Annotated in this window: 27 protein-coding genes; 5 read left to right on the forward strand and 22 right to left on the reverse strand. The window is 41.9% G+C overall.

Annotated elements, in window-relative coordinates:
- Positions 1 to 2 precede the first annotated feature (2 nt).
- The 14 genes from CWB80_RS10435 to dapA form a co-directional block, all read right to left on the reverse strand.
- Entirely contained in the window at positions 3 to 2,222 is a 2,220-nt protein-coding gene (locus tag CWB80_RS10435) for an MMPL family transporter (RefSeq protein ID WP_138599441.1), read from the reverse strand.
- Positions 2,219 to 2,737, reverse strand: coding sequence for an outer membrane lipoprotein carrier protein LolA (locus tag CWB80_RS10440; protein WP_138599440.1), 519 nt, complete (start codon positions 2,735 to 2,737; stop codon positions 2,219 to 2,221). Before CWB80_RS10440 ends, CWB80_RS10435 begins: the two co-directional genes overlap by 4 nt.
- Positions 2,737 to 3,162, reverse strand: a complete 426-nt coding sequence (locus CWB80_RS10445) for an acyl-CoA thioesterase (protein ID WP_138599439.1) — start codon at positions 3,160 to 3,162, stop codon at positions 2,737 to 2,739. The genes CWB80_RS10440 and CWB80_RS10445 overlap by 1 nt, the downstream gene beginning before the upstream one ends.
- Positions 3,155 to 4,699 (reverse strand): HAL/PAL/TAL family ammonia-lyase, encoded by a 1,545-nt coding sequence (locus CWB80_RS10450; protein ID WP_171041518.1) that lies wholly within the window; start codon positions 4,697 to 4,699, stop codon positions 3,155 to 3,157. Before CWB80_RS10450 ends, CWB80_RS10445 begins: the two co-directional genes overlap by 8 nt.
- A 1-nt stretch (position 4,700) precedes the next feature.
- Positions 4,701 to 5,669 carry a lysophospholipid acyltransferase family protein gene (locus CWB80_RS10455; protein ID WP_138599438.1) on the reverse strand — a complete coding sequence of 323 codons (969 nt, stop codon included), beginning with the start codon at positions 5,667 to 5,669 and terminating at the stop codon, positions 4,701 to 4,703.
- The gene (locus CWB80_RS10460; protein ID WP_138599437.1) at positions 5,669 to 6,406 is read right to left on the reverse strand and encodes a glycosyltransferase family 2 protein; all 738 of its coding nucleotides are present in this window, start codon (positions 6,404 to 6,406) and stop codon (positions 5,669 to 5,671) included. Before CWB80_RS10460 ends, CWB80_RS10455 begins: the two co-directional genes overlap by 1 nt.
- Before the next feature lie 3 nt (positions 6,407 to 6,409).
- A complete protein-coding gene (locus tag CWB80_RS10465; RefSeq protein ID WP_119853021.1) occupies positions 6,410 to 6,763 on the reverse strand; it encodes an ApeI family dehydratase in 354 nt (117 codons plus the stop codon).
- On the reverse strand, positions 6,747 to 8,105 hold the full coding sequence (locus CWB80_RS10470) for an AMP-binding protein (protein WP_138599436.1): 1,359 nt from the start codon (positions 8,103 to 8,105) through the stop codon (positions 6,747 to 6,749). Before CWB80_RS10470 ends, CWB80_RS10465 begins: the two co-directional genes overlap by 17 nt.
- Positions 8,092 to 8,547: a COG4648 family protein gene (locus CWB80_RS10475; RefSeq protein WP_240921045.1), complete on the reverse strand. Its 456-nt coding sequence runs from the start codon at positions 8,545 to 8,547 to the stop codon at positions 8,092 to 8,094. Before CWB80_RS10475 ends, CWB80_RS10470 begins: the two co-directional genes overlap by 14 nt.
- 119 nt (positions 8,548 to 8,666) lie before the next feature.
- Positions 8,667 to 8,912 (reverse strand): acyl carrier protein, encoded by a 246-nt coding sequence (locus CWB80_RS10480; RefSeq protein ID WP_054554554.1) that lies wholly within the window; start codon positions 8,910 to 8,912, stop codon positions 8,667 to 8,669.
- 25 nt (positions 8,913 to 8,937) lie between these two features.
- Positions 8,938 to 9,195 (reverse strand): phosphopantetheine-binding protein, encoded by a 258-nt coding sequence (locus CWB80_RS10485; protein ID WP_054554555.1) that lies wholly within the window; start codon positions 9,193 to 9,195, stop codon positions 8,938 to 8,940.
- Entirely contained in the window at positions 9,192 to 9,977 is a 786-nt protein-coding gene (locus CWB80_RS10490; RefSeq protein ID WP_138599434.1) for a lysophospholipid acyltransferase family protein, read from the reverse strand. The genes CWB80_RS10485 and CWB80_RS10490 overlap by 4 nt, the downstream gene beginning before the upstream one ends.
- Complete coding sequence (locus CWB80_RS10495) at positions 9,967 to 10,677, reverse strand: beta-ketoacyl synthase chain length factor (RefSeq protein WP_054554557.1); 711 nt, start codon at positions 10,675 to 10,677, stop codon at positions 9,967 to 9,969. The genes CWB80_RS10490 and CWB80_RS10495 overlap by 11 nt, the downstream gene beginning before the upstream one ends.
- Before the next feature lie 105 nt (positions 10,678 to 10,782).
- Positions 10,783 to 11,697 (reverse strand): 4-hydroxy-tetrahydrodipicolinate synthase, encoded by a 915-nt coding sequence (gene dapA, locus CWB80_RS10500; RefSeq protein ID WP_054554595.1) that lies wholly within the window; start codon positions 11,695 to 11,697, stop codon positions 10,783 to 10,785.
- Between the two features lie 160 nt (positions 11,698 to 11,857).
- Between dapA and CWB80_RS10505 the strand changes: the two genes are divergently transcribed.
- Positions 11,858 to 12,511: a DUF6058 family natural product biosynthesis protein gene (locus CWB80_RS10505; protein WP_054554558.1), complete on the forward strand. Its 654-nt coding sequence runs from the start codon at positions 11,858 to 11,860 to the stop codon at positions 12,509 to 12,511.
- Between the two features lie 236 nt (positions 12,512 to 12,747).
- Positions 12,748 to 16,527: a S8 family serine peptidase gene (locus CWB80_RS10510; RefSeq protein WP_138599433.1), complete on the forward strand. Its 3,780-nt coding sequence runs from the start codon at positions 12,748 to 12,750 to the stop codon at positions 16,525 to 16,527.
- A 69-nt stretch (positions 16,528 to 16,596) separates the two neighbouring features.
- Here the strand turns inward: CWB80_RS10510 and CWB80_RS10515 are convergent, their stop codons facing one another.
- Entirely contained in the window at positions 16,597 to 16,824 is a 228-nt protein-coding gene (locus CWB80_RS10515) for a hypothetical protein (protein ID WP_220095044.1), read from the reverse strand.
- A gap of 249 nt (positions 16,825 to 17,073) precedes the next feature.
- Between CWB80_RS10515 and CWB80_RS10520 the strand changes: the two genes are divergently transcribed.
- Positions 17,074 to 17,325, forward strand: coding sequence for a type B 50S ribosomal protein L31 (locus CWB80_RS10520; protein WP_138599432.1), 252 nt, complete (start codon positions 17,074 to 17,076; stop codon positions 17,323 to 17,325).
- Positions 17,326 to 17,343: 18 nt separating this feature from the next.
- A complete protein-coding gene (gene ykgO / locus CWB80_RS10525) occupies positions 17,344 to 17,481 on the forward strand; it encodes a type B 50S ribosomal protein L36 (protein ID WP_054554561.1) in 138 nt (45 codons plus the stop codon).
- 51 nt (positions 17,482 to 17,532) lie between these two features.
- Here the strand turns inward: ykgO and CWB80_RS10530 are convergent, their stop codons facing one another.
- A complete protein-coding gene (locus tag CWB80_RS10530; protein ID WP_138599431.1) occupies positions 17,533 to 17,919 on the reverse strand; it encodes a cytochrome b562 in 387 nt (128 codons plus the stop codon).
- Positions 17,920 to 18,039: 120 nt separating this feature from the next.
- Here CWB80_RS10530 and CWB80_RS10535 point away from each other — a divergent pair, with 120 nt between their 5' ends.
- Positions 18,040 to 19,083, forward strand: coding sequence for an ABC transporter substrate-binding protein (locus tag CWB80_RS10535; protein ID WP_138599430.1), 1,044 nt, complete (start codon positions 18,040 to 18,042; stop codon positions 19,081 to 19,083).
- Positions 19,084 to 19,095: 12 nt separating this feature from the next.
- Here the strand turns inward: CWB80_RS10535 and CWB80_RS10540 are convergent, their stop codons facing one another.
- The 6 genes from CWB80_RS10540 to CWB80_RS10565 form a co-directional block, all read right to left on the reverse strand.
- Positions 19,096 to 20,865 (reverse strand): sugar phosphorylase, encoded by a 1,770-nt coding sequence (locus CWB80_RS10540; protein ID WP_138599429.1) that lies wholly within the window; start codon positions 20,863 to 20,865, stop codon positions 19,096 to 19,098.
- Between the two features lie 12 nt (positions 20,866 to 20,877).
- Positions 20,878 to 22,098, reverse strand: a complete 1,221-nt coding sequence (locus tag CWB80_RS10545) for a glycosyltransferase family protein (protein ID WP_054562434.1) — start codon at positions 22,096 to 22,098, stop codon at positions 20,878 to 20,880.
- Positions 22,091 to 23,833: an HAD-IIB family hydrolase gene (locus CWB80_RS10550; protein ID WP_138599428.1), complete on the reverse strand. Its 1,743-nt coding sequence runs from the start codon at positions 23,831 to 23,833 to the stop codon at positions 22,091 to 22,093. Before CWB80_RS10550 ends, CWB80_RS10545 begins: the two co-directional genes overlap by 8 nt.
- Before the next feature lie 138 nt (positions 23,834 to 23,971).
- The gene (locus CWB80_RS10555; RefSeq protein WP_138599427.1) at positions 23,972 to 25,210 is read right to left on the reverse strand and encodes a uracil-xanthine permease family protein; all 1,239 of its coding nucleotides are present in this window, start codon (positions 25,208 to 25,210) and stop codon (positions 23,972 to 23,974) included.
- A gap of 9 nt (positions 25,211 to 25,219) precedes the next feature.
- On the reverse strand, positions 25,220 to 25,849 hold the full coding sequence (gene upp / locus CWB80_RS10560) for a uracil phosphoribosyltransferase (RefSeq protein ID WP_054554568.1): 630 nt from the start codon (positions 25,847 to 25,849) through the stop codon (positions 25,220 to 25,222).
- A gap of 143 nt (positions 25,850 to 25,992) precedes the next feature.
- Positions 25,993 to 26,964, reverse strand: coding sequence for a Gfo/Idh/MocA family protein (locus tag CWB80_RS10565; RefSeq protein ID WP_138599426.1), 972 nt, complete (start codon positions 26,962 to 26,964; stop codon positions 25,993 to 25,995).

Raw genomic sequence — 26,964 nt, forward strand, 5'->3', positions numbered from 1 at the left:
TATTATTTTTCCTTATTTTTAGGTAATGCAATACTGAGCGGCGCAAATATATAGATACATATTAGCCCCACTAATACCGTTAATCCGAAACTGAAAATGGCCGGCGTTTTCGAAACAGCCAACATGCCAAATACCCACATCGATGATGCCGCTGACAAACTAATTGCGAGTACATTGCTAGGGCTTAAATTATTGACTTGATAAAACACCAAGTAATCGATTGCCAACGCTAATATCAATAAACAGCCTAATAAATTAAAAATCGACAGCTGAGATTGCAGCGCACTGCATAGTAGCAGTACAGCCGCGGTTGTTAGTACAAGCACTAACGTTTGTTTACACGCCGTTTTAAAACCAAATTTGACGCTAAAAAGTAGTAACGCAAAGGTCATCGCAATGGCCAGTGTTACCAGTAACGAATTTGAGTAATGACTTAAACCTTCGCTTATCATCGCGACTTTATCGTAAACAATTAAATCTGGGTCAGCGTTGGCTAAATCCATCAGCTCGGATTTATTTACACCGGTTACCATAAACCAGCTTGCGGTTAGTGTATTGTTTGAGATCACTTGGTTAGCGATTAACGGCGCTAACGGTGAATTAAGTGCCGCGTTTAAATCAAGCATTGATGTTGAAAGCTCAACGGGCATCTCTGTCATTTGGCTAACCACACTCATCGCTTGCTGGGCCAAATGCAGTTGCTCGTAGTTTTGCTGTTGTAATTGTTTACTAGGCACTAAGTCACTAAGCATTACAGCAGTGCCATTAAGGCCGCGAATAGTTGCTTTTAATGCTTCTTGTTGTACTAATAGCTGCTGCGCATTATCGGCAAATAAAATCATGATTTGGCCATTATCTTTACCTAATAAAGACATATGCAGCGCTTCGTTTTGCATTAAATCAGCAGGACTTGCATTTAACAGCTTTACATCATCATTAATCACAGGGGGTTTTAGTAAAGCAAAAGCACTCAGAAACACTAGCATCAGCATGCTGAGTGAGACGCGATAATGCGTTAATCGTTCTAAATAACCACTTAACCTGTTTGCTAATCGATGCGCAGCAGTGTTAATGGTTAAACCAGCTTGCCAATAAGGCAATAAAATACGGGTGCAAAGCCAAGCTGTAACTAGCCCTGCAACAACGAACACGCCCACTTGACTGAGTAACTGCACCGGTGAGAAAAACAAACTCGCGTAACCGAGTGTGGTGGTTAGTAACGACAACAACAGTGCCAGCTTAAGCCCTTGACTAAAACCTTGCGGCTGCTCGGTTAAATCAAGCATGCCATGAAATGCATAATCAATGGCAATACCAATCAGTGTCACGGCAAACACCATGGTTAATACATGCACCTGACTAAAAATACTGATCAGCGCAATGGTGCCGCCAATAGCGGCGCTTATCACGGTTACAGAAGCCAGCCACAATGCGTTTATCGAGCGGAACACCCAGACCACCATCACAATAAGCGCCAGCAAGCTCACCGAACCAAACAAGGTCATTTCAAATTTGGCTTGCTGTGCATTTGCTGCGGTGTGAAATAAAGCACCGGCATAGCGAATTTGTGTATCTGGATAGCGGCCTTCAAGCTCAGCGATATAGCCAACTATCTCATTGCTCAAAGCTATTGATTGATTTATTGAAAAGGCATTGTCAGCACTTTGCACGAATAACATTAAATACTCATCACCTTGATAGTTAATGTTAATTCGGCCATCTTGCAGCTCAAATTGCTGCATGTGAGCCATAGCCTCAGATAAGAACCCCGCTGTGGCAAGTGTTGGGTCTTGGTTGATAGTACTTGAAACAAAAGGATCAGCGACTTTACTCAACTGGCTAAAGTAATACTGTTGAAAGCGATTAGCATCGCCAATTGCTTGTTTATATTCCTCGGAAACTAAATGCCCGGCGTACTGACCATAAAATTCTGCTAACTGGGATATTTCTGGTAACTTAAAACGAGGCTCAATATGTTTGCTAGAAAGCCACTGATGTAAATCATCATAAGCTTTTACTGCATTCTCACCACGAAAAGAAAAACTCAACTGCTGTTTGTTAGCCGCAAAAAAGTGTTCTTCAACTTGCTGTAAACGCGGTTCTGACTTTGGCAACAAAGCCAAAATATCATTATTTAACGTTGGCTGTTTTAGAATAAAAACAACCACTAAGGCGCTAACTAATAGGCTCAGCCAAGCGAGCGTTAGGCCCCATGCTTTCACTGTTTATGCTCTTTATGAGGATAAGCAAAGCGTAATACAGTAAAGTTACCATTTACTTCTTGAAGACGCACACGGCTCACTTGCTCTGCTGCTACACATAATTCGAACTGACTAAATAGCTGTTTTAGCAAGTCATCTTTAGGTAATAAAGTCTGACAACCGGGCTCTGCATGCTCTGCCATCGTAAATTGTTCAGCAAGTGCCACTTCATCATGCTTTAATATTGCTTGCAGTAAATTAACGTAAGGCTCAGCGCCTTTTTGTAGCTGCGGCTCACCTTGAGCGTTAAGGGTATATACCTGCCCTTGCTTGATTAATAGCGTGCTTTTAACCGGAGATTCAACCTGCCAAGTAAGGCCATCTTCAGCAAGTTCAAACGAACCTGTTGATATAAAAGGTTTACTAAACCCTTTAAAATGCTTTTCTTGGCTAAATGTGCCTTGCTCTGTCACTACACTCGATGCAAACACAGGAAAAAAAACTAGCACACTCAGTAACAACACGCTTAATCGCATTAAATCACCTTTTGAAGTTTTTCATGTAGTACAGGCGGCGAAACAAACTGCATTTCTTTTTTCTCTATATCAACCGCAACTTGGATAGTCGTTGCTTTGGTTAACTTTTTACCTGTAGCGAAATCAGTGATGACGTAATCAATACGTAATCGTGTTTCATATTCTTTTAAGTAGGCATCAACGCGGATTTTTTGCGTAAACAGTGCTGAGCCGACGTACTTAATATGCATGTCAATAATCGGCCAAGCATACCCAGACTCTTGCATTTGCACATAATCATAATCAAACAAACGCAGTAATTCGCAGCGCGCGACTTCTAAATAGCGCGGGTAATTACCATGCCATACCACATTCATTGGATCGCAATCATGAAAAGGAATTTCAATCTCAACATGAGTGCTCAGCAACGAGCCACGACTATGCATATAAACTCCAACGTTTTGTTTGAATAGCGTCAACTGTAAAACGAAGAACAGCCTCTAGAGGACGGTCTTCATCAAGCAGCGGGAAAAACTCGCTAATGTCTTGATACATACTTTGTACATCAGGGGTTAAACTAGCAAACTCAAGCTCGCCACTATTAATACGTAAACGCAAACCTTGAATACTCGCAAGCAAGGTACTAGCAACCACTTGCTCGGTAAGTTGCAATATACGCAAACAATCTCGCGCAGCGATGGTTCCCATGCTCACTTTATCTTGGTTGTGACACTCGGTTGAACGAGAAAACACACTTGCTGGCATGGATAGTTTTAATGCTTCAGCCGTGTATGCACTGGCACCAATTTGGACCGCTTTAAAACCATGGTTAATGTAACGACGTTCATCATTACTCGCCGATAAATTAGAAGGCAAACCATTGTTATAGCGCGTATCAACTAAGGATGCGATTTGTCTGTCTGCTAAGTCGGCTAAATTAGCAACAGCGGTTTTCATGCTATCCATAACCATTGCAATATGACCGCCATAGAAGTGACCACCATGCAATACGTGCTCACCTTCACCATCGATAATTGGATTATCATTTGCCGAATTTAGTTCATTTTCAATCATTTGCCTAAACCACGGCAAACTATCTTGCAGCACACCAATAACATGTGGAGCACAGCGAATTGAATACCTATCTTGTAAGCGGTCAGCATTACGCGGGTGTTCTACATGGTTTAAGTCTCCACGGATCCATGCAGCTACTTGCTGTTGCCCTGGATGTGGCTTCACCGAAAACAAAATATCATCAAAGTGATGACTGTTACCCTTTAGTGCAAGGCTTGCAAGGGCTGTTATACGGCTGGTTAATTTAGCTAGATAATCTGCTCTATCATAAGCAAGGCATGCCAAAGCTGTCATTACGGCCGTGCCATTCATAACTGCCAGCCCTTCTTTCGGGCGCAGCTTTAATGGCTTTAAACCAAGTTCTTGCATCACCTCTAGACTGTTTTTAATTTCGCCTTTGTAATACACATCACGCTCGCCAACCATAGCACCGGCTACATATGAAAGTGGCGTTAAATCACCACTGGCTCCCACTGACCCTTCTTGCGGGATCACCGGTACGATATTGTGATTTAAAAAGTCACGTAATAAATTCAACATCTCCCAGCTAACGCCGGAATAACCTTGTGAAAGCGAAGTTAAACGGCTCGCTAAAATAGCGCGCCCTTGGGCTTGATTAAACACATCACCAAGGCCACAACCATGAAATCGAGTAAGATGTAGTGGTAACTCATTAACTAAATCAAGCGGCACTTTTACGGTTACCGAGTCGCCATAACCTGTGGTAACACCATATATCACGCCATCATCTTCAAGCAACTTATCTAAAAACGCGACGGCGCTGTCTATTTTATTCGCAAATTGACGGTCTGATGTTAACGCTACAGCACCTTGCTCTAATGCAATATGAACAATATCTTCGATTGATAAACGCTGTTGGCCAAATACGGTAGTCGAGTGCTCTGACACCTTAGTTCTCCTTGTTTTGACTACGAGACACTTGCTCGTCATTTTGCCAAAAATCATAAAAATTAAACCATTGATACGGATAGGCCGCAGCATAAAAACTGAGCCTTTGCGCATAATCGCTAACAATTTGTTGTAATGTTTGTTGCCTCGTTTTACGCGGTAAAACGAGCTTGTCGGCGTATTTTTCAAAAATCACGCGGTAACATGTTTCGCCATTTGGCTTTTTATCTTTTAAACAAAACAGATGAAACACCGGGCAATCTAACAGCGCAGCTAAAATAAATGGCCCTTGTGAAAAAGGGGCTGGCTTACCTAAAAAGTCCGCTTCAATAACTCTTCCTGCGGTGGTGGTGCTGGTTCTATCACCGACAATCACCACAATTTCACCCTGCTCGACTTTTTCTTTGAGCATAATTGCCATATCTGGGCCAAGATCGGTTACTTGAATGAGGTTTACTGCAACATCCGGATTGATACTTTTCAGTAATTTATTAAATTCAACAGCATGATGCGTAAACACCAATACATTGATCGTTTTACTGTTTCGGTGTTGGCTAAGTGCTCTACACACCTCTAAATTGCCAAGGTGTGAGCCAATAAAAATAGCCCCTTGCTGTTGCTCATCGAGTTGTTTAAACAGCGCTTCGTTGGTGTAAAGAATATTATGTTGCTGAATTCGTCCAAGCCATGCATCTATTTTGTCAAAGGCGCTGTCAGCAAAGCAGCGAAAATGACGGAAGCTATCGCGCCAAGTAACCGCCTTGTTATTGCCATTCACTTTACGCGCTTGGGTTAAGAATGCATGTGACGCTTGACGGGCAGTTTTGCCTGTTAAAAACAAATAAAACACCACCGGAAACAACACCAACCACAAGCCTTTACGACCAAATACGCGATAGCACACGAGCAATATTTGCATGCCAAAGCGATTGCCACGTTCTTGCATTTTTGACCAGTGCTTTACAGCCATTAGCCAGCCACCTTACGCCAAAGTAGCTTGGGAGAGCGTAGCAACATACCAAAGAATAAACGCGTATGCAGCCACGAAATTCCCACGTTATCGTGTAAAGCTCGAAAATGAGATACGCCATTTTCAGGGTAAATAACCTGGGTTGGCAAAAACGTGACTTTAACACCTTGCCAATAAAGCCTGACTAAAATTTCAATATCAAAGTCCATGCGCTTGCCAAGCGCTTGCTTAGCCATTAATTGCTCAACGGCTGCTAATGGGTAAACCCGAAAACCACACATTGAATCAACAATATCAAAGCTGAGTGTTTCTACCCAAACCCAAAAATGGGTGATGTAACGACTCAAATAACGGTGCTTTGGCACGGAGCTATCATAAATAGGACAACCACTGATCACCTTGTTAGGTGATGCATTACTTAGTTCAATCAACTTACTAATATCTGCTAACGAATGCTGGCCGTCAGCATCAACCTGAATGGCATGGCTAAACCCTTGCTGATAGGCAGCCAGCAAGCCAGTTTGAACTGCCCCACCCTTACCTTGATTTTGAGCATGGCTTATCAAGGTCAAAAAATCGTACTGTGCGTCAAGCTCTGCAAATACTTGCTTGGCATCAGCGTCACTGCCATCATCAACCATGATTATCGGCAGCTGTAGCTCTTTTAGCTCATCGAGTACAGCAGCAATAGCATGGGTGTGATTGTAATTAGGAATAACAATACAAAACTGGTTCATGGCTTAATCACAAAATACTATTCGACCGGATGCATGTTGGCCTTTGTCTGAGTGATAGCTAAACAGGCACTTGCCTTTTGCATTGCGCTCAAGGGTGAGATTTACCGTCATATCGGGGGTTGTTACCACCTGAAACTTTAACACTTCTAAATCTTGTACTAGTTTGCCAAAACCCAAATATTGCTGAGCATATTTTACTGCCCAATCCAGCTGTACTACGCCTGCTAAAATTGGAGCATCAGGAAAGTGGCCGCGAAAATAATCTAAATCAGCCGCAATGGTTAACGCTAAACTCACGCTAGTTTCTGTTTGTGATAAAACGGCCACCTCTGGGGTCACGTTATTCAGGCTTGGCAAAATACTGCTCCAATGTTTTTAAACTTAATTTAGCTTGGCTGTTAAAAGGAAGTGCATCGATATAGCGCCATTTACGCGGTAAGCAAATACGTTCAAAGCGGTTTGAGAGGTGCGCTTGTAATGTGCGGTTAATTGCCAATTTACCCTGCTGTTCAAGCTCTTTATTAGCTTCATCACTGAGCACAACCACCGCACCAATTTGCACGCGCTTAGCTGGAATAACCACCACTTTAACTTCTTTTACCCAGTCATGGCTTTGCAGATAACTCTCAAGCTCATCTAGATTTAAACGTTTTTCTTCAATTTTTATCGTTCTGTCTATACGGCCCAACAGTTTAAATTGACCATTTTTATGAACGAGTGCTCTATCATCTAAAGGAAAATTCGATTGCTCTAAAATCGCAGAGTCTAGCATCAAGCGTCCTTCATGATTCAGCGATAAAAAATTACCATTAAACGGCTGCCATGGTACATCAACCGCGGCTTGTGTAACTTGTCGATAAGCAATACCGCCGGTTTCGGTACTACCAAATACTTGGGTAGCAGGGCGAGCTAACTGGTTAAATAAAGTTTCGGCATGCTCATTATTGAGCGGTCCGCCAGAGGAAAATAACCATTTAATTTTGTCACGCTCAGGAATTAACACATTATCAGCACATAAGCGACCAAGTTGCGCAGGGCTTGAAACGAGCGCTGCATAACGAATATTTTTTAGCCTTTGCGCAATATGCTCAGGGTACTGAATTTGTTCACTATCAATTATATGGCCTTTCGCCAACGGCCAAAGTAAACGAAATAATAAGCCGTAAATATGTTGATGCGAAACGGTTGCTAAAAACGTAAATTGGCTGGGTAAGTCAAATGACATTGAAAGTACTGCAAGCTCTCGATTTAATACCCGCCACGGTTTTACTATCGGTTTAGATTGTCCTGATGAGCCTGACGTATAAAATATAACCGCTGTGTTTGTTGGCCATTGTAAACGGTTAGTTTGCAAAGGCGTGTGACCCAGACTGAGTTCAAGGTTGGTAAATAGCACATCATCATCGATATTGGTCGCATCGCCTGCAAAAAAAGCAGACTGAGCAAGCAATAAACTTAAGGTTTCGTGCTGACCATTAGGCGGCAGAATAACATTATGACCACTACAGGCTAAGGCAAATAAGCGAACTGCAAATTGGTAGGTATCGGGGTGGAATAATACCACATGACTGCCAGCTTTAAGCGCCGTAAGCTTACTTTGATAAGCGGCAATATCAGCAAAAAACTGTGTGTGTGTTATTGGCTGCCCTGCAATAATAAATGCAGCATCTGGGTGAAATTTCAGGTTACTCGATACCATTATTTTTAACCTTTTGTCTAACAAGCCATTCCACAAGGCCCAAGAGAGCTATCAAAATATAGGCTACTAGTCCGTTGTACAGTGTCCATGTCTGTAACGAAGTAAATAGGCTAGTGTATAACGCAATACTGCCATTAATAATAAAAAACGCGCACCATACTTTAGTAACTTGGCGCGTGTAATTAACCCCTTTTTCATCAAGCTCAGGCTCTTTAATTCGAGCAAAACTCTCAATGACTGTTGGGCCACTTTTCAGCGAATAAGCAAAGGTTATGGCCATTACTGTATTTATAATGACCGGGTAAAGTTTCAAGCCCAGATCATTGTTAAAAAACTGCGTTGTTGCTAAAGCGATAATAGCCAAAATAGAGGCTGGCTTTATCCATGGCATAGATGTGAGCAGCTTTTTGCTCAGCAAAAGCCTTAGACCTAACAATACCATCAGTACCAAGCTCACTTGCCTTATTGAGATATGCTGTAATCCAAAATACACAATAAATGGGTATAAAGATAAGCACACTAAAAGCAGTGTTGTGGTTATCGCTTTGAGCATAGTAATGTTTATGAAACGAGTTTTTCTACTTCATTTACAACATCTTGCACAGTACGCACTTGTTTAAATGCATCTGGCTCAATTTTCTTGCCAGTGATTTCGCGTAGTTTTACAACTAAATCAACAGCATCAATGCTATCAAGATCTAGGTCTTGATACAGGTGCGCATCTAGGCTGATATCATCAGCATCAATCTCAAATTCATCTACTAAAATGCCCTGTAAAACGTTGTAAATGTCAGCAGCGGTTTTCATGCTTATTCCTACTTCTAAGTCTGTATTATGATTGGTGTTGGTTAATAAATTCTGCCAGTGCATCTACTGATGCAAAATGGGCTTTTGTTTGTTCTGAGTTTGCGTCAATTTTAACGTTAAACTCTTTTTTAATGGCTAAGCCAAGCTCTAACGCATCGATGCTATCTAGGCCTAAACCATCAACAAACAAAGGTTGGTCATTTTCAATATCATCCACGGTAATATCTTCAAGATCTAAGCTGCTAATGATTAATTGTTTTATTTTGTTCTTTAGTTCAGTCATAGGTGCCTGAGTTCCTCTGAAAAGTAATGTTGCAAATCACGGGTTAATTGTCGTGCTTGCATGGCGGGTTGTTCATTATTAAATGTGTCGTTAAACGTAAATGGATCAGTGGCAAAGCGCATCTCAAAATGCGCTTTTGTTGCGGCAACGCAATACCATGGTGTGCCTTTGGTCAAAGTACTGGGTTTCATACTAATCAGCACTGAAGTAATTGGGGCTTTACAACGCGCAGCAATATTTGCCGCACCACGCTTAAATTTTAACTGTTCACCAGGGGTTGTGCGGGTGCCTTCAGGAAAGATAATCAGATTATTTCCAGCAGCGAGTGACGCTTCACATTCATTCAGTAACTCTTGCGGGTCTTCATTACTAATATAACCTGTGCCTTTAATTACACCGCGCATAAATGGATTTTTAAATAGGTGTGCTTTGACCACGCAGTCAGCATTTTTAATCACAGATATCAGCACTACAACATCAATTAATGAGGGGTGATTGGCAAGCACTAGCTGCCCCTTAAGATCATGAAATTTCTGTTTATCTTGCACAGAAAAATGGATAGCACCGGTGTAATGCATTAAAGCAACAAAGAATTTAAAACTATAGTGAACAGTTAAACGGGCTTTCTGCTTACGTTTAAATTCACAAGGTTCCAAAAATCGTTGAATAGGTAAAATCAACAAGGTAAGTAAAATACCGCCAAACCCAAAAACAGCAAAGCAAAACCCGGTTGCCAGTATCCGCCAAATTTTGTTCAGCTTTTTATATAAATTAGCCACCATGGTACTGTAGCATCCAAGCTGATTGTTGATGTGTCAGCAGCGATTGTGATCCTTTGCTTGCTAAAGCAGCTGCTAACTGTAGACTCAAGGGTAAGCACGAGTCACTTTGAGAGTGTTCAGATTCAGGAAGTTTTGTTAATTCAAAATACGGTTTGTCTACCTGAACTTTGGATAATATGAACGACACACTATGAGCGATTTGTTGCTCATCGCTAAATGGTAAGTATTCATCAGGTAATACACTTTCGGCATGGGCAACCAAAATTTGCTGCTCAACACCACTCTGGACACGTGCAAAACCATCAATCATGGCTGAAATAATGCTGTCTTGATCACCTGCTATGGCATTCATCGGGGCTTTGTTTTTTGCAATAATCGAGAACAAGCCTGTTGCAGCATTATGTACACTCAAACCAAATGCGGTCGGAGAAAGCGGTTCTTGTTCAACAAGTGAATGCAATAGCTGCGCTGTTTTAGGTAAGTCACCATGACGAGATGAAAAATTAACGGCTAACTGCTGATGCTCACCTTGCGCTTGATGCATAGTATGAAGTGCCATTTTCATAAACGGGCTTAGACGGCGGCGCTGCATTGGTGCAACCCAGCTTAAATCAAGGTCAGGGTGATCAAGATGGCTTAATTCTGCAATTTGTTGCTCGGGCGCAACCCATACACACAAATTATTAACAACAAATTTCACAAATATTATTCTTTTAGCGCCAAACGATTGCTAATTTTACCCATAAGGCATAAAAAAGTAAAATAATGGTGCTTAATTGTAGTGAAATTAAGCACCCATTCATCTTTATCGTAAAATAACGTCTTTTTCGTCTAAAAGTTGAGCTTTTTCGCCTACTATATCAGCAATATTAAGTTCGTTAATGTAGTCTAAACCGATTTCTTGCTGCGCACATGTAAGTGGCACATAAGGAAGACGGAACACAGGGTTCACGGCGCCTGTCATCATCAGCGCCGTATTAATAGCGATTGGGTTAGGTTCGCAGAATAGCCAGCCCATAAGTGGCTGCAGTTTTGCATTAAGTGCATCATTTTGCTCATCCATTAACTGACGGAACAAGCCCGGAATAATGTTAGATGTAACCGAAATAACACCGTGAGCATTATGAATGTGCCGTGCATCATGTGCTTCATCGTCATTACCAGACCAACAAGCAATACCTTGCTGTTCATAATGAGCAATACGCTCATTGCCACCGCACTCTTTTACACCGATAAAGTTTTCGTGCTTAGCGAGTGGCTCAATGATATCTGGTGTTAAATCTTGGCCTGTACGCCCTGCTACGTTGTAGATAAACGCAGGACCAATATCAAGTAAACGGTTAAAGTGCTCTTTCACACCCGCCAGTGACGTGCGCCCGTAATAAGGGTTGATTTGTAGCGCGGCATCCATACCGGTGGCAAAACCATACTGGGTTGCTTTAATCGCTTCACGCGTGTTGTTGCTACCTGTATTACCAACAATTAATAAACGATCAGAGAATTTGCTAACACTGTGTGCAATTAGCATTAAGTGTTCTTCCCAATTCATTAATTGGCCTTCACCTGTGGTACCACCGACGATGATGCCATCAACACCAGCTGCAATTTGCTGCTCAACAAGGTCGTCATAACATGCAAGATCAATGTCACCATTGGTTAAATACGGTGTTTTTATAGCGGTGATCAAACTTGCTTGTTTAATTGTTTCTAGGTTGCGCATAACTTTTTTAATGTTTGGAAAATTTGCGCTAGTTGTATCATAAACACAGGCATTTTCCGAGTAATGAGCTGCAATAAATAAAAATACTTGAGAAAAAATCAAAGTTAAGCCAAAATCAAATACTGTATAAATTAACAGTGTTTATTGTGAGTATTTGATAATGCAACTTTCTAAATTTTTGGCAACCTACTTTTATACTACCGAAGAGCTGTGCCATACCCTCTCAATTGATGAGGAAACGCTATCGGCATGGCAACAAAGTAGTTTATTTCCAAAACCGAGTTACTGTTTGCAGAGTCAATTAGAATGCAGTTCGTATTCGGGCATTTATCAATGCGAAGAATATCAAGATTATTACCCTCGTGGCGCCGCTAGTTGGGGGCAATTAATTATCAAACATGACATAACCTCATCCTGCCAAGCGTTTAATTATTTTGCTCAGCAATATTCGAATCAACTTAGTAAGCTTGCCGAGCAAGGCTTTGCTATCAATGAAGAATTATTTGGCAGTGAAATTGACGAGCACTTACAGCAAGTTTGGCAACAGTTTTTATGCAGTAAATACGGTGTGCTCACACAAAATGGCTTAGTTGAAGAAGCCGTTCAGCTAGATGTGGCCAAGCTATTGATTGATGATATTACTGAAATGCGCACTAAAACAGGTTTAAACATGGATGAACGTCAAAGCTTGCATAAGGCACTAAAACTAATAAATCGCGCGTTAAGCCATGGTACGGGCAACGAAGGTAAAAATACCTTACGCCATCGTTATATTGATGACGTAGTGGCAAAGTACGATCTATCGATAAAATAACCTCTCATTTTTGCGCTTAAAATGAAGCGAAACTGAATGACCGCACAAAGTTACAACTGTGTTTATTTTGTTGTAAATAGGTTAATACAATTTGCTACTTTTGTTTTGTAGGTTTTCATCTGCTTGATCGATAGATTGGTCTGGTCGAGTTATTGCTCTTGTCATATTTGTTATTTTGACACCTAGCAATAACTTCTTTCTTCCAAACTAATTACATCAAAATACAGGATGAAAAAATGAAACCTTTTCCAAGGCTTGGTCGCTTAAAGGCGACCTACTTAGCCATGCTCGGCTTATCGATTGCCCAGCCAGCAACCGCAGAAGAATCATTTGTTACACAACAAAGTAAAGCAGATGCCCTTACATTCACTTTGATCACTGGGGACAAAGTATCGGCTGTTGTCAATAAAGACGGCAAACTAGGCGGCATTCGATTAGTGAATGCAGATGGTTCAGATACATTCACCAGTATCTTTAAACGTGGTAACAACACCTATGTTGTTCCAAACCATGCTCAAGCCTTAGTTGATTCAAATGCGATTGATTTAGAGTTATTTAACATTAATAAGTTATATGAATCTGGTTACGATGATGCATCAACAGACGCCCTCCCAGTCATTGTTGAATACCGCGACGGTACCCTTGCAGGACCGGCAGCCCCAGCAACGCTTGCTGGTATGTCATTAACCGGTGAAATTGAGCTTATCGATAGCGCCGCATTTTCAATCAGCAAAGACAAAGCAGCGCAAACTTGGCAAACTCTAGTTGAACAAGCTGACGTTGAAGGTCTTTGGCTTGATGCTGTCGTTCATGCTCACAAGGTTACCCAGTCAGAAACACTGACTCCAACAGTCCCGCTTACCGGCGCATATGGTGAGTCAGCGATTAACTATAATGGCGCAGGTATTAAAGTTGCCGTACTCGATTCAGGATACGACATTGAGCACCCTGATTTACAAGGGCGAGTAATAGCATCACGAGACTTTACTTACTCAAGCAACGGTGTAGATGATTTAAATGGTCATGGTACTCATACAGCCTCAACCGTTGCAGGCAATGGTCATGAATCAGAAGGTAAATGGGTCGGTGTGGCGCCTGCTGCCGATTTAATAATCGGTAAAGTACTTGGCAATACAGGAGGAGGATCAACTTACGGTATTTTAAATGGCATGCAATGGGCGGTGCTTTCAGAGCAAGCTGATATTGTAAATATGTCGCTAGGTGGAACGGCAACAACCTGTAGTGGCCCACTGGTCGAGATGGTTGAAGCACTGAGCGATAAAGCTTTATTTGTTATCTCTGCAGGTAATAGCTTTACCCGTGAAACGATTGGTTCACCGGGCTGCGCGCCAAGTGCATTAACCGTGGGTGCCATTGATCGTGATGGCAATACGGCGTCGTTCTCTTCACGCGGTCCATCGCCAGATGGCCATTCAGCAAAACCGGATATTGCCTCGCAAGGTGTATCTGTTGTTGCTGCGGCTTCTGGTGGCTTAGGTGATACGGCTTACCGCGTCTATTCAGGTACTTCGATGGCAGCCCCTCATGTTGCCGGTGGTGCTGCAATTGTTATGCAAGCTCGCCAAGACCTTACGCCAAAAGAAATTAAAGACGTGCTTACATCATCTGTATTTAGTGGTGATTCTCACGTACTTGAGCAAGGTGCCGGTGCCATGAATATCGACCGTGCCATTGATCAAGCTATTGTAGCCCCTGCAAACCGTGAACTTGGCTACTTTGATAGCGCTACTAATAATGAATTTACCGAAACACAGATCACGCTGACAAATACGTCTGATGAGAGTATTAAATTAAAATTGAAATTAGACTTAATTGGCGAAGATGGCAAAACACAATTGCCAGCAACTCTAGCAGGATTAGATATTAAATCTGTGACAATCCCAGCCAAAGGTGTTGCTCAAGTTCCTATGTGGATTGACCCAAGTGTGGCACTTAATAATAGTGCTTATGGTGCAATTACAGGTCGTATTACAGGCACAACCGTTGGCAATACAGATCAGCAAGTGACTGTACCAGTGTCATTTTGGATTGACCAGCCTCACGTTAATTTAACGGTAAACCTGACTGATCGCTGGGGTAATCAAGCAGGCTCTCCATCTAAGCTTTACTTAATTAATGAAGAAGATGATTGGGGCAGTCTTGTTAGGCTCACTGGCGGTAAAGCCAATATCGATGTACCTGCTGGTTACTATACGTTGATTGCTAACATTATGACTTACGATAACCCGCAAACCAGCTCTGGTTTAGTTGAATCAGCGGCACAAATGGCTGTATTAAATCGTAAGATTGATGGTAAAACAGAGATTAACTTTGATGCACGTAACGCTCAAGCTGTCACCTTTAAAGCTAACCAGCCTCTTGATCCACAAGGTTATTCATTTGGCTTTACTTACGCGATTGACGATCAAGAAGTTGCGAAGCTTGCAGCTATCGAAATGGCTCCTGATTACGTAAATGATATGTATGCATGGTCACAAGGTCATGACGACCGTTTTCGCTCATTTATCACCACCCGCGCTGTGGCTCCAGAAACAACCGTCACTATGCAAAACGGCGTTGAACTTGATTACATCAAACAAGGTTTAACACTGTCTTTTCATGGTGAAGGCTCTGCAGAAGTCGTGCCTGTAGGTGATGCTGGCTACAGCACTGATTGGAGCCAATTTGAGTTAGACGGAAAAATTGCGCTTATTGCTAACCCTAATTACCTCACGTCGTACATGGTCGGTAACGCGATGAAACATGGCGCCAGTGGCGTGATTTTTTATCGCCCTGGTCGTGGTGGCCGATATAAAGGCGCGATCACAGGCACACCAAAAATACCCGTGATTGGTATCAGTACCGAACAAGGTGAAGCATTAATGGCAGAAATAGAGGCTGGCAACAATATCGTTAGCTGGTCTGGTATTGCGGCTGAACGCTCACCTTATGCTTATTCAATAAACCATATTGTTGATGGCCGAATTCAATCTGGGCAAATCAATATTGCTGAACATAAAATGCATAAAATAAGTGCGTCTTATCACTCGCAAAATGATGAGCGCCCGGCATGGACTGATGTTATGGCAATGACCAACAGTACAGGGGAGTTCTACTCAACAGGTAGCTCACAGTTAATTATGTTACCTCATCAGCGTGATGAATATTACACAGCAAGTACAAAAAATGCATGGACGAATGTCGTTATGCCAAACTATCAAATTCAAAGTGCAGGCGCTTATTTTGATGGTCCACGCGCTATGACTGAAGGTGCTGAGCAAAGTACCACTTGGTTTAAAGGTCCACGTGCTGGTAGCTTAGGCAGCAGTGGCTCGGCGATTATTAGCCGCGATACCAATGTCCTTTACTTTAACCTTGCTTCGTTTGGCGATGCCGCAAACCATGATGGTATTTTTGGCTTTATGGGTAGCTCAGCCTTTGGTTTAAAAGTAAATGGTGAGCCAGCATCTCCGTATCAAGGTACGTTAACACTTGAGCCGGGCTCTCATCAAATTACCTTAGAAATGCGTTCTTATGCCCGTGGTGTTGGTGAGCGCTCTCCAATAAATGATAAGCTAGGTTCTCTTTACCAAGGTTTCTATACATTTACCGCTGACGAGCAGCAACAAGGTGTTCAGCCAATTTTAGTGCCTATGGTTGATTTACCGGTTGATATTAACAACAGCATGAAAGCAGGTGAAGCCGCTCAAGTTAAGTTAACGGGTTTACTAGACGGTGTAGGTGAAGTGGCGCTGGCAGATGTACAGTTACAATATGCATACGGCCAAGAATGTACGATTGCTAACGTGCCTGCTTATATCTATTGCCCTGTATCAACGAAGTTCTCAAGCGAAAACTGGTTAGATGCACAAGTTGAACACATTGACGGTGAATGGGTAGCTACGATCCCTAATACTGGAAACGTTGGTGACTTTGTCCATATTCGTACGATTGTTTCTGATTATGGTTCAAGCCAAGCTGAGCAAATTACCATGCGAGCTTACATGTTAGATTAATTAGTTAGCGCTAATCAGCAAAGCCGCCTTCGGGTGGCTTTTTTCACGTAAAAACAACATGATCAAGTATTAAGAATCTAAATGCTCGTACTGACCTCGATACACTTCAAAAGTTTTTACGACAGTGTGTTGCTCTTTACTTAGATTATCAAACCAGGTATCGAAACGCTCATCATCATCTTGTTCACTTAACGCTAAATACTGGGCCAATAATTCAATAATATCGTTGTGAGTACACGACAAGGTGTCTACATGATTAGCTAAAACAGAATGGTCTTTATCGCGAAGCGTGTTCATTACATTTTGATCAAGTTCTTCACGGCTAGTTTTATCATTCACTTCCATATCCCTCTTAAAAATAAGCACGCATTCCTAGTTATAACAGCCTTATCGACAATATCCAGCTTTTTAAATCTAACTGCTTATTGATTGTTCAGCTTGTACAAATTTAAGACAACGCGATATAAATAAGAATCATTTTTATCTTGATCTAAATAGTCAACCACCCTATAACCGCTACATTATCACATAACAAACAGGTGCATTATGAAGCCAAATATCCACCCTGATTACCAGCAAGTCGCTTTTCATGATACAGCGGCAGACAGCTACTTTATTATTGGTTCGACAATCAAAACTACACGTACGATCGAACTTAAAGGCAAAACTTATCCTTATGTAGCAATTGACGTATCAAGCGATTCGCACCCGTTCTATACCGGTAAACAAAAAGCCGTTGCGAGCGATGGCCGTGTTGCAGCGTTTAATCGTCGTTTCAAAAACTTGGCGAGCAAATAGTTGCTTTAAGGAAAGAACATGAAAGTATTAAGTTCATTAAAAAGCGCTAAGAACCGCCCGGGCTGCCAAATCGTAAAACGTAAAGGTCGTGTCTATGTTATTAATAAAGACAACCCGCGTTTTAAAGCAGTTCAAGGTAAAAAGAAAAAGCGTTAAAAAAGGTGCCTCGGCACCTTTTTTTAATTAAAGTAAATCTAACTCAATAGCTTAGTTGCCAAATAACAACTCCCAAAAGCCTGGCGGCTCATGGAGCTCATGGTATTTTTTACGTAACTCATCAATAGATTTAAGCGGCGCTTTTGCAGCTTCAAGGCCACGAGTTGTTGCAAGTTGCTTCGCTTGCTTTGCTTGATTTATGACTTTATCAAGCCCTTCTAGAGACGCTGTTTTATGCTGTTTAAAATCAGCTGTTTTAGCTGTCTCTAACAACACAATAAACTCATCAATAGCGGCATTAAAGGTAGCTAAATCAGTAGCCCGTACGGAGTTTTTATAAGCAAGCCCCATATTTTTCATATTGGCCTCAAGATCAATATCAGAGGCTACACTCACACTCGAAAAAATGATTAAAATACTAATAATAATGGCTTTCATACACCCTCAACCAAATGCTATTTATGGACCATTATAAAGCGAAACAAATAATAAACCCAATCTCAAACCTACCAATTCGCGCTATACTTCACCATACCAACCTTTTAACCTAATCAGATTATGCTAAGAACAGTATTTTTCATTATCTTGCTATTTTACTTACCAAGTGTTTTTGCCAAACAAAGTATTATTTTTATAAACCCTGGCTATGAAAATACGAATGTCACAGGCCCATTTTGGTTTGAAGTGTCTCAGTTGATGCGTGATGCTGCCAAAGACTTTGATCTCGATTTAACGATTCATTATGCCAATCGAAATCATATTGAAATGAAGTCATTAGTAGCTAAGGCGATTAAAGCAAAGCCTGATATGCTGATTTTAGTTGACGAAAAAAGCGTGCTCACCCAACAACTTTTAAGCTTAAATAGCACCTCTACACCTATTTATTTTCTACTTAACCGCCCATCAGAATTAGAACTAAAACGTTTGATTGATCATGGCATTAAAATCGCAGGTAGTGTGGAACCCGACAACAAACAAGCAGGGCAATTACTCGCAGATAAACTGATTGAAAAAGCTCAGTACGCGGCCAATTTTCTCGCTATAAATGGCGATTACACCACCCATGCAGCACTTGATAGAGAAGAAGGTTTAGAGCAAAGTGTTCAAACGCATGAGAATGCTAATATCACCGCAAAAACGGTTGCCAACTGGTCAGCAACACAAGCGTATCGCCATAGTCTTGGCTACTTTAGCCATCAATCAAACATGAATATTGTCTGGGCTGCCAACGATGCTATGGCATTAGGAGCAATTACTGCGCTTGATGAGTTAAACAAACGCAAAGATGTATTAGTTGGCGCAATAAATTGGCCGCTCAGAGCCGTAGCAGAGAAGATAGACGTCACTATCGGCGGCCATGTTACGTTGGGGGCGTTTGCTTTGGTAAATATTTATGATTTATTGAATAAACACGAAACCGCACCTATGCATCATGAAGTGGCTATTTTCAGCCAACATAACGAACAAACACTCAAGCTTGTTGAACAAATTCACAGTGATAACTTAGCAATTAACTTTCGCGTTTTCAGTAAATCAAATGAAAACCCCCTTCCCTTCAGTGTTGAATCACTTCTGTTAGAAGCAACCAAAAGCGCACTGTAAAGGGCGTTTACATTACTTATTACTGAGCCATACAGCTTGATATGGCGTTAGCGACATTGTTTTTGTCTGCTCGGTAATTTGCTCACCGCTAATTAAATCTCGCCATTGCTCGGTACCAATCAAATTTAAGTCGGCAAGCGTAAGCGTTTGCGGCTCGTCACTAATGTTATAAACACAAAACATACTTTGCGAACGATTGATGCTTTGTCGCCAAAAACCAAAGAGCCCTTCGCTTAAATGTAACGTATATTGCGTCGCATTGGGGTGAAATGCACTTTGCGCCTTTCGAATAGCCATTAGGCTTTTCATCGCTTTAAACACATTACGATGATGGGCATTTTCGTTACTTAACTTGGCCAGTAAATCTGACTCTTGCCAGCGGTGACGATTAATCGCTCGGTTATGTTGGCTATTTTCAAAGCGTTCATAATCATTGGTAGTACCGAGTAGGCTATGAATATACAAACCTGGAATACCTTCAAGCGCAAACATAATGGCATGCGCACATAAAAATCGTGTAACACCCCATTTATCTGGGCCTTTATGGGTACCTTGCAATGCATCAAATAAGGCAATATTTAACTCATAAGGGGTATTAGTGCCATCTGGGGCGGTACGTAATGAGACTTTACCGCCATATTTCGCAGTCGTATTTACCATTTCGGCAATTTCACTTTGCTCCAACAAGCCTTCAACGGGGCGCAAGCCAATACCATCGTGTGAAGCTATAAAGTTAAAGTATGCCGTCCCTTCTTGAGGAGGTGGCATACTCATCATCCAGTGCTTTAATGCGGTGCTGTCACCACTAAGTAAAGTGTGTAATAACAGCGGTGGCAATGAAAAGTTGTAAATACAGTGCGCTTCGTTGGCATTACCAAAGTACGATAGGTTTTCGCGGTTCGGGATATTAGTTTCTGTAATAATAATCACATTAGGCTCAAAGTGCTCAATAAGGGTGCGAAGCAGCCTAATCACTTCGTGAGTTTCAGGTAAGTTAATGCAGCGGGTATTGAGTTTTTTCCATAAAAAAGCCACCGCATCAAGGCGAAATATACGCACACCATTATCTAAATAATGACGAATAATGCTGACAAATTCATTGAGCACATCTGGGTTAGCAAAATCAAAGTCAACTTGGTCGTGACTAAAGGTACACCACACATGCTGCAAACCATCTTTTGTTTCAACCGCTTGTAAAAGGGGCGATGTTCGCGGGCGAACAACTTGTACAAGGTCGTCACTTGGGCTTGCCGTTTTAAAATACCCTTTTCCCGGCACTTTACCCTGAATAAAGTTTTCAAACCAAACGCTGCGGCTAGAGCAATGGTTGATCACCAAATCTGCCATCAACCTAACATCCGCTGAAATATCACGGATATGTTGCCAACTACCTAACGCTTCATTCACTTGCACATAATTCATTACCGCGAAGCCTTCATCTGAGCTATATGGGTAAAACGGCAAGATGTGCAGCGCATTAAGTTCAGGTAAGCATTGGTTTTTTACAAAGCGATGTAACGATTGCAAAGGTGGTTCTTCGGGCTTGGCAACGGCTTCATCCGTATTAGCATGACGAATAATCGAATCACCATAGGCGATTAAAATCATATCTTGCTCATCCCAACGGTTTTTATGCGGCGTTGGGTCTCGAACAGGATCATCACCTAACATGGTACTAATTAGTCTGTCTGCGAGTTGTTCAAGCGTTGTTGATAGCTCAACCTCGCTGTAGATGCAGGTTAAATGCTGAATAACCCTTTGTTGCAAAAGCTCTAAAGTCACGTGCCTTCCCCGTTAAATATATTCTTTGTTATCAAGCTCTACGGCTTCTTCTAAGCGAGCAAACACCTCCGGCATTGCCGAAGCTACTCGGTTCCAACTCGGCACAAAGGGTGCTTCCATTGGATTTTCTAAAAAGTGCTGACCCGCATTCATAATATTTTGAGCAAACATTTCAACGGCTTTTTCTTCGTGGTGAATATCAAGTGTTAAGCCATTCATTAACGCATCGTTGTGATAGGTTTCAATAAAATCGAGTGCAATTCGGTAATAGGTTGCCTTTAATGAACGAATCGTTTCTGTCGTAAAGGTAACGCCTTGGGTAGCGAGCTTTCTGAATAAAGCTTTGGTGATATCAATCGACATTTTCGACAAGCCCGCCGCTTGGTTTTCTAGCGATAAGTCTTGGTGTTTGTGATCATAGTTATCAGCAATATCGACCTGACATAAACGGTTATGCGAGTAATTGCGATACATCTCTGATAACACGCCAATTTCTAAGCCCCAGTCACTTGGAATACGAATATCGTTAAGTACATCGCGACGGAATGAAAACTCACCCGCTAACGGGTAACGAAAAGAATCCATATATTCTAAGTAATCGTTGCTGCCTAAAATGGTTTTAAATGAACGCAATAACGGCGTTACCAGCAATCGTGACACGCGACCATTAATTTTGCCCTCAGCGGTGCGCGGATAAAACCCTTTACAAAATTCATAGTTAAAGCGAGGATGAGCAACGGGGTAAATTAAACGTGCTAATAGCGCTCTGTCGTAAGTCAAAATATCGCAGTCATGCAGTGCAATTGACTCTACTTTTGAGGTTGCCAACTTATAGCCCATGCAATACCAAACATTGCGACCTTTACCTAGCTCTCGTGGCGCAACGCCCAATTTTTGTAGTTCTTTATCAAGAGCTTGTAAACGCGGGCCATCATTCCAAAGTACCTTATGAGGCTGATCAAGCTCCGCAAAAAACTGCAGTGCATGGCGATATTGGCTTTCATCAGCGCGATCTAGACCAATGGTAATTTGCGATAAGTATGGCACATGTTTCAGCTCAGCAATAATATTTTGCAGAGCGGGTCCTTCTAACTCACTGTAAAGCGAAGGCAAAATCAGGCCCATTGGGCGTTGTTTTGAAAAGCCCAACAACTCTTTTTCTAGTTCTTCTACTGGGCGGTCAGCAATATTGTGTAAGGTCGTGATAATGCCATTTTGATAAAAATCAGCCATGAGATTGCTCCTGTTTTGCTGCAAAACGCGCTTTGATGATAGTTAACGCAGAAACTTCTTGAACCCAACCTGCAGGGGCGGGCTTTTCGCTGAGCTGCCATGCTTTTTGTAATATTTGTGATTGTACTTGGCTGCCAGGGTTATTGATTAAAATAGCGGTGTCAGCCGCTTTTAGCATGGCTACATCATTTTGACTGTCGCCAAGCGCTATCACAGTAAATGGATTGCGATAGGCTTTTTTGAACTGATTTAACAGCCACTTTTGTGCAAGTCCTTTATTGTTACCTTTGGTTAAATGGATAAAACGCCCGCCAACAAGCACTTCGTAGCCTGCTTGGCTCATTGCATCTATAAAACTTTGCTTTTCTTCATCGCTGCCCGAAAAACAAACCGGATCTGAGTACTGTCTTTGTAAAGCCAATTCACTTTTATCGACGGGGAGTCCTGTTAACTCGGCTATTTCTTGCGCACTAAATTGGCTAAACAAACGTACACAATGACTAAATTGGCAGGCATATTGTTTAAGATCGTCATGCAATTTATCGGTACTTTGCGTCATGGCAAAGCGCCAATAACCTTTATATTCATCACAGCCAATCGGCTTTACTTTGAAATAGTCTTTCGGGATATAAACAGCCGCACCATTTTCCACAATAAAGGGCTGGTGATGATCCAAACCTTTTTGAATATCAGTGACTTCAGCAAAGGTTTTGCTGGTGTTAAAAATCACATTGACACCGGTATCATTCAACTTTGCCAAAAATGGTTTGATCACCTCACATTCGTAACTATCGTGGTCGAGCAATGTGCCGTCTAAGTCAGTAAAAATAAGTGGTTGAGCAATCTGGTCTGCGAGAAGTTCCATCTTGGTGATATCACGCTCAGTATCGAGCAATAGTAACGCATCAACGCTGTGCGCAAGCGTGGCTAAGTTTTCCCGCGTAATACGTTCAAAATGAGAGATAAAACGCTTTAAACTCACTTCGTCAAACGTGCCCTGCCCTTGGCCTTTCTTGGCAATTAGTTTATGCTCTTGCTCTAAGCGCCACGCATACACATCTTCAAATGAAGGCGCTTTTAACATAATGGTGTAATCGGCCATTGCGAATACATTTTGATATTCATTCGCTAAGCAACTATTTACGCAGCGACGCCAAATGCCGTCGGCATCTTCTAGTTGCTCTAATTCATTTACCGGAGTTTGCAGTTGATAAGGCTGCTGAGGTGTACTGGCTACACACCAGCCTTCAAAAAACACGATATCAATCGGCTTTTGATTACTAGACCACTGCTCTTTTGGTACCGGATCATCAGTTAGTTTATCAAATTGAGGTAATGGCACATCCACTTTACCTGCCAACAAAGCTGATAAGGTTTGTTCCATTAATTGGGTATTATGCGTACCCGGTACACCACGACTCGCAAACAAAGGATGAACATCTTTAGCAAGCTCATTGCGTGCAGTACGACTTAAATAAAAGTCATCGATTGATAATGACACGCTATTAAATTCGGTATTGCTATTAACCCAGGTCACTAAGAAATCAGCGAGGGTCGTTTTACCTGAGCCTTGGCAGCCGTTAATCACCACCAGCATAGGTTGGCCGGTCATTTTTGCGCTTAAGATATCGTGCGCGAGGGGTATAAAAAACTGCTCACTTAAGTATTGATACTTGAGTGGTAACTGATGCTTCGCTAAAAACGGGGTAATATCCACAACATTTGCCTCTTGCATAATCGCTCCTACCAGTATGACATAGAGATAAATGCAGTTAGTAGACCAGTTTTATAATTCCTTAAATTTTAGTTAGTTACAAAAAAAGCGCATATTTAATGCGCTTTTTTGGTGCAATATTAAAGCAGTTTTTAAGTTCTAATCAGCTTGTTGCACTGCTTTGGGGAGAACAGCATTTAAGATAATCCCCAAAATTGCGCATAAGCTCACACCTTGCAAACTAAACTCATCACCACCGATATGCATGCCACCAATACCAAACACTAAAATCAGTGCGATGATAGTCAAGTTGCGAGGCGCGGTAAGATCTTCACCTGATTTAACTAAGGTATTTAAACCAACAACGGCGATAGAGCCAAATAGTAAAATCATGATGCCGCCCATCACAGGTACCGGAATCGTTTGTAAACCCGCGCCCATTTTTGCCACAAACGCGAGCACAATAGCGATGATAGCGGTCCAAAGCATCACGCGAGGGTTGAAGTTACGCGTAAGCATTACCGCCCCCGTTACTTCAGAGTACGTTGTATTCGGTGGACCACCAAAAATTGATGCCGCAGAGGTTGCTAAGCCATCACCTAGTAAAGTGCGGTGTAAACCTGGTTTCTTTAAATAGTCTTTACCTGTTACTTGGCTAATAGCCATCATGTCGCCAATATGTTCAATTGCTGGTGCAATGGCTACTGGCACCATAAACAAAATAGCTTGCCACTTAAACTCAGGGTAAGTAAATGCAGGCACTGCTAGCCAGTTTGCTTCAGTGACCGCATTAAATTCAACAATACCTATAAATAACGAAGCAAGGTAACCTGCTACCACACCAGCAAGAATAGGAATAAGTTTAAATACACCTTTGCCCCATACCGCAAAAATCAGCGTAACCAGTAATGATAAACCAGACACCCAAATTGCTTGATCATAAGGAACTAATTGTGCACTGCCATCCCCTGTTTTACCCATTGCCATATTCACAGCGACGGGGGCTAATGCTAAACCAATCACCATGATCACAGGGCCAACAACCACAGGCGGTAACACCTTGTGCAGTGCATTCACGCCTTTAAATTTTACAATTAAGCTAAGCGCAACATAACAAAAGCCTGCCACCATCAAACCGCCCATAGTTGCGGGAATGCCCCACATTTGTACCGAGGCGATAATAGGTGCGATGAAAGCAAAAGACGATGCTAAAAAGATAGGAACTTGGCCTTTGGTAACCACATGAAACAACAAGGTTCCTAAACCTGCGGTAAATAAAGCCACATTAGGATCAAGGCCTGTCAGTAGCGGCACAAGTACCAAGGCGCCAAATGCAACAAACAGCATTTGCGCGCCAGTTAGAATGGTTTTTAACGAAAATGTTTGATGATTTTCCACGTGAGCGCCTTACACTGTGCCAAAAATCTTGTCACCGGCATCTCCTAAGCCTGGAATGATGTATCCTTTTTCGTTTAAGTGGCTATCTAATGATGCTGTGAAAATTTCAACATCAGGGTGCGCTGCAAGGGTTTTTTCTACGCCTTCTGGCGCTGCTACTAATACAATCACTTTAATATCTTTACAGCCAGCTTTTTTAAGCATATCGATAGTTGCGATCATTGAACCACCAGTTGCCAGCATTGGGTCAATAACGAGGCTTAAGCGCTCATCAATTTTACCCACTAGTTTTTCAAAGTAAGGTACTGGCTCAAGTGTTTCTTCGTTACGCTGAAGACCAACAACACTTACTTTTGCCGCAGGTAATAACTGCATTACACCATCCATCATACCAAGGCCGGCACGAAGAATAGGCACAACAGTAATTTTTTTACCTTTGATATGCTCTACATCTAATGTTGAACCATCCCATCCAGTGATTTGTACGCTTTCTAATGGTAGGTTTTTTGTTGCTTCGTAAGTAAGCAAGGTACCTACTTCAGACGCTAGCTCACGGAAACTTTTAGTACTAATACCTTCTGCGCGCATAAGGCCAAGTTTGTGTTGAACTAACGGATGAGTAATTACATGGATAGACATAAGTAGAACCTAAATGAAATAAATTACGCCTATTTTAGCGTAAATTAATGAGCTCTACTGCAAAAAATGCACAACATTTGCATTAATTCTTTTAAATGACTTAATTTTATTCAATAAAAAGCAAACATACCTGTATAACTTCTTCAACCCGATAGTATTTTCTCCATAACCCAACTTGTATGAAGTGCGCTTTCACCAGTTGATGGGTGTGGTTGCTGAGCATGAAAATAGTTCGCCATGTTTTCAACATGATATTGTTGAATATGTGTAGGGTTATCAATTACGAACTCTTGTTTGCCCTGCGCGTTGTTAAGCAAAATCGGTTTTTCGTCAAAAACACTAAAGCTAAGCTCGCCTTCACTGCCAAAAATCATCACATCATCAAAACGATTAGATGAAGCAAAGTTCCAGCTCCCAGTGCCTGTAACACCCGATTGATGCTGCCAGTGCGCGGTAATAGCATCGAATGCTGAATATAAGCCTTGTTGATTAGCACATAAACCATGCACCTTATTAAAATCACCTAAAAGGTAAGCAAGTAAATCAAGACCATGGCTGGCTAAATCGTCAAAGTAACCTCCTCGAGCCACGTTTTGATCTGTGCGCCAGTTGTATTCACCCGATAAATCAAGGGCGTTAGGTGCTTTACTTAAATGCCAACTTACATGACGAGGCTTACCAATGGCACCTTGCTCAAGTAATTGTTTAACGTGATTAAAGCGTGGTAATGAACGGCGATAATAAGCGACAAATAGCGGCTGTTTAGCCTCTTTAAATGCTGTAACAATGTCAAGGCTATCTTGATAACTTGGCGCCAGTGGCTTTTCGATACAACACGGTTTACCTGCCGCAGCAACATCAAGAGCAAACGCTTTATGGCTATCTGGCGGCGTGGCAATATACACGGCATCAACACTGTTATCGTTAATGAGTTCGCTCGGCGATGCGAACACCTTTGCAACATTGTGGCGTTTAGCATAATCATGGGCTTTTTCTAAGTCGCGGCGTGTTATCCCAATAAGCGCAATACCTTCTGCGTGTTGATAAGCAGGGCCGCTTTTCACTTCGGTTACAGCACCACAGCCGATAATGGCAAATCGCATTGGCTTATTCAT

The sequence above is a fragment of the Pseudoalteromonas sp. S1650 genome (assembly GCF_005887195.1).
GTDB lineage: Bacteria > Pseudomonadota > Gammaproteobacteria > Enterobacterales > Alteromonadaceae > Pseudoalteromonas > Pseudoalteromonas simplex.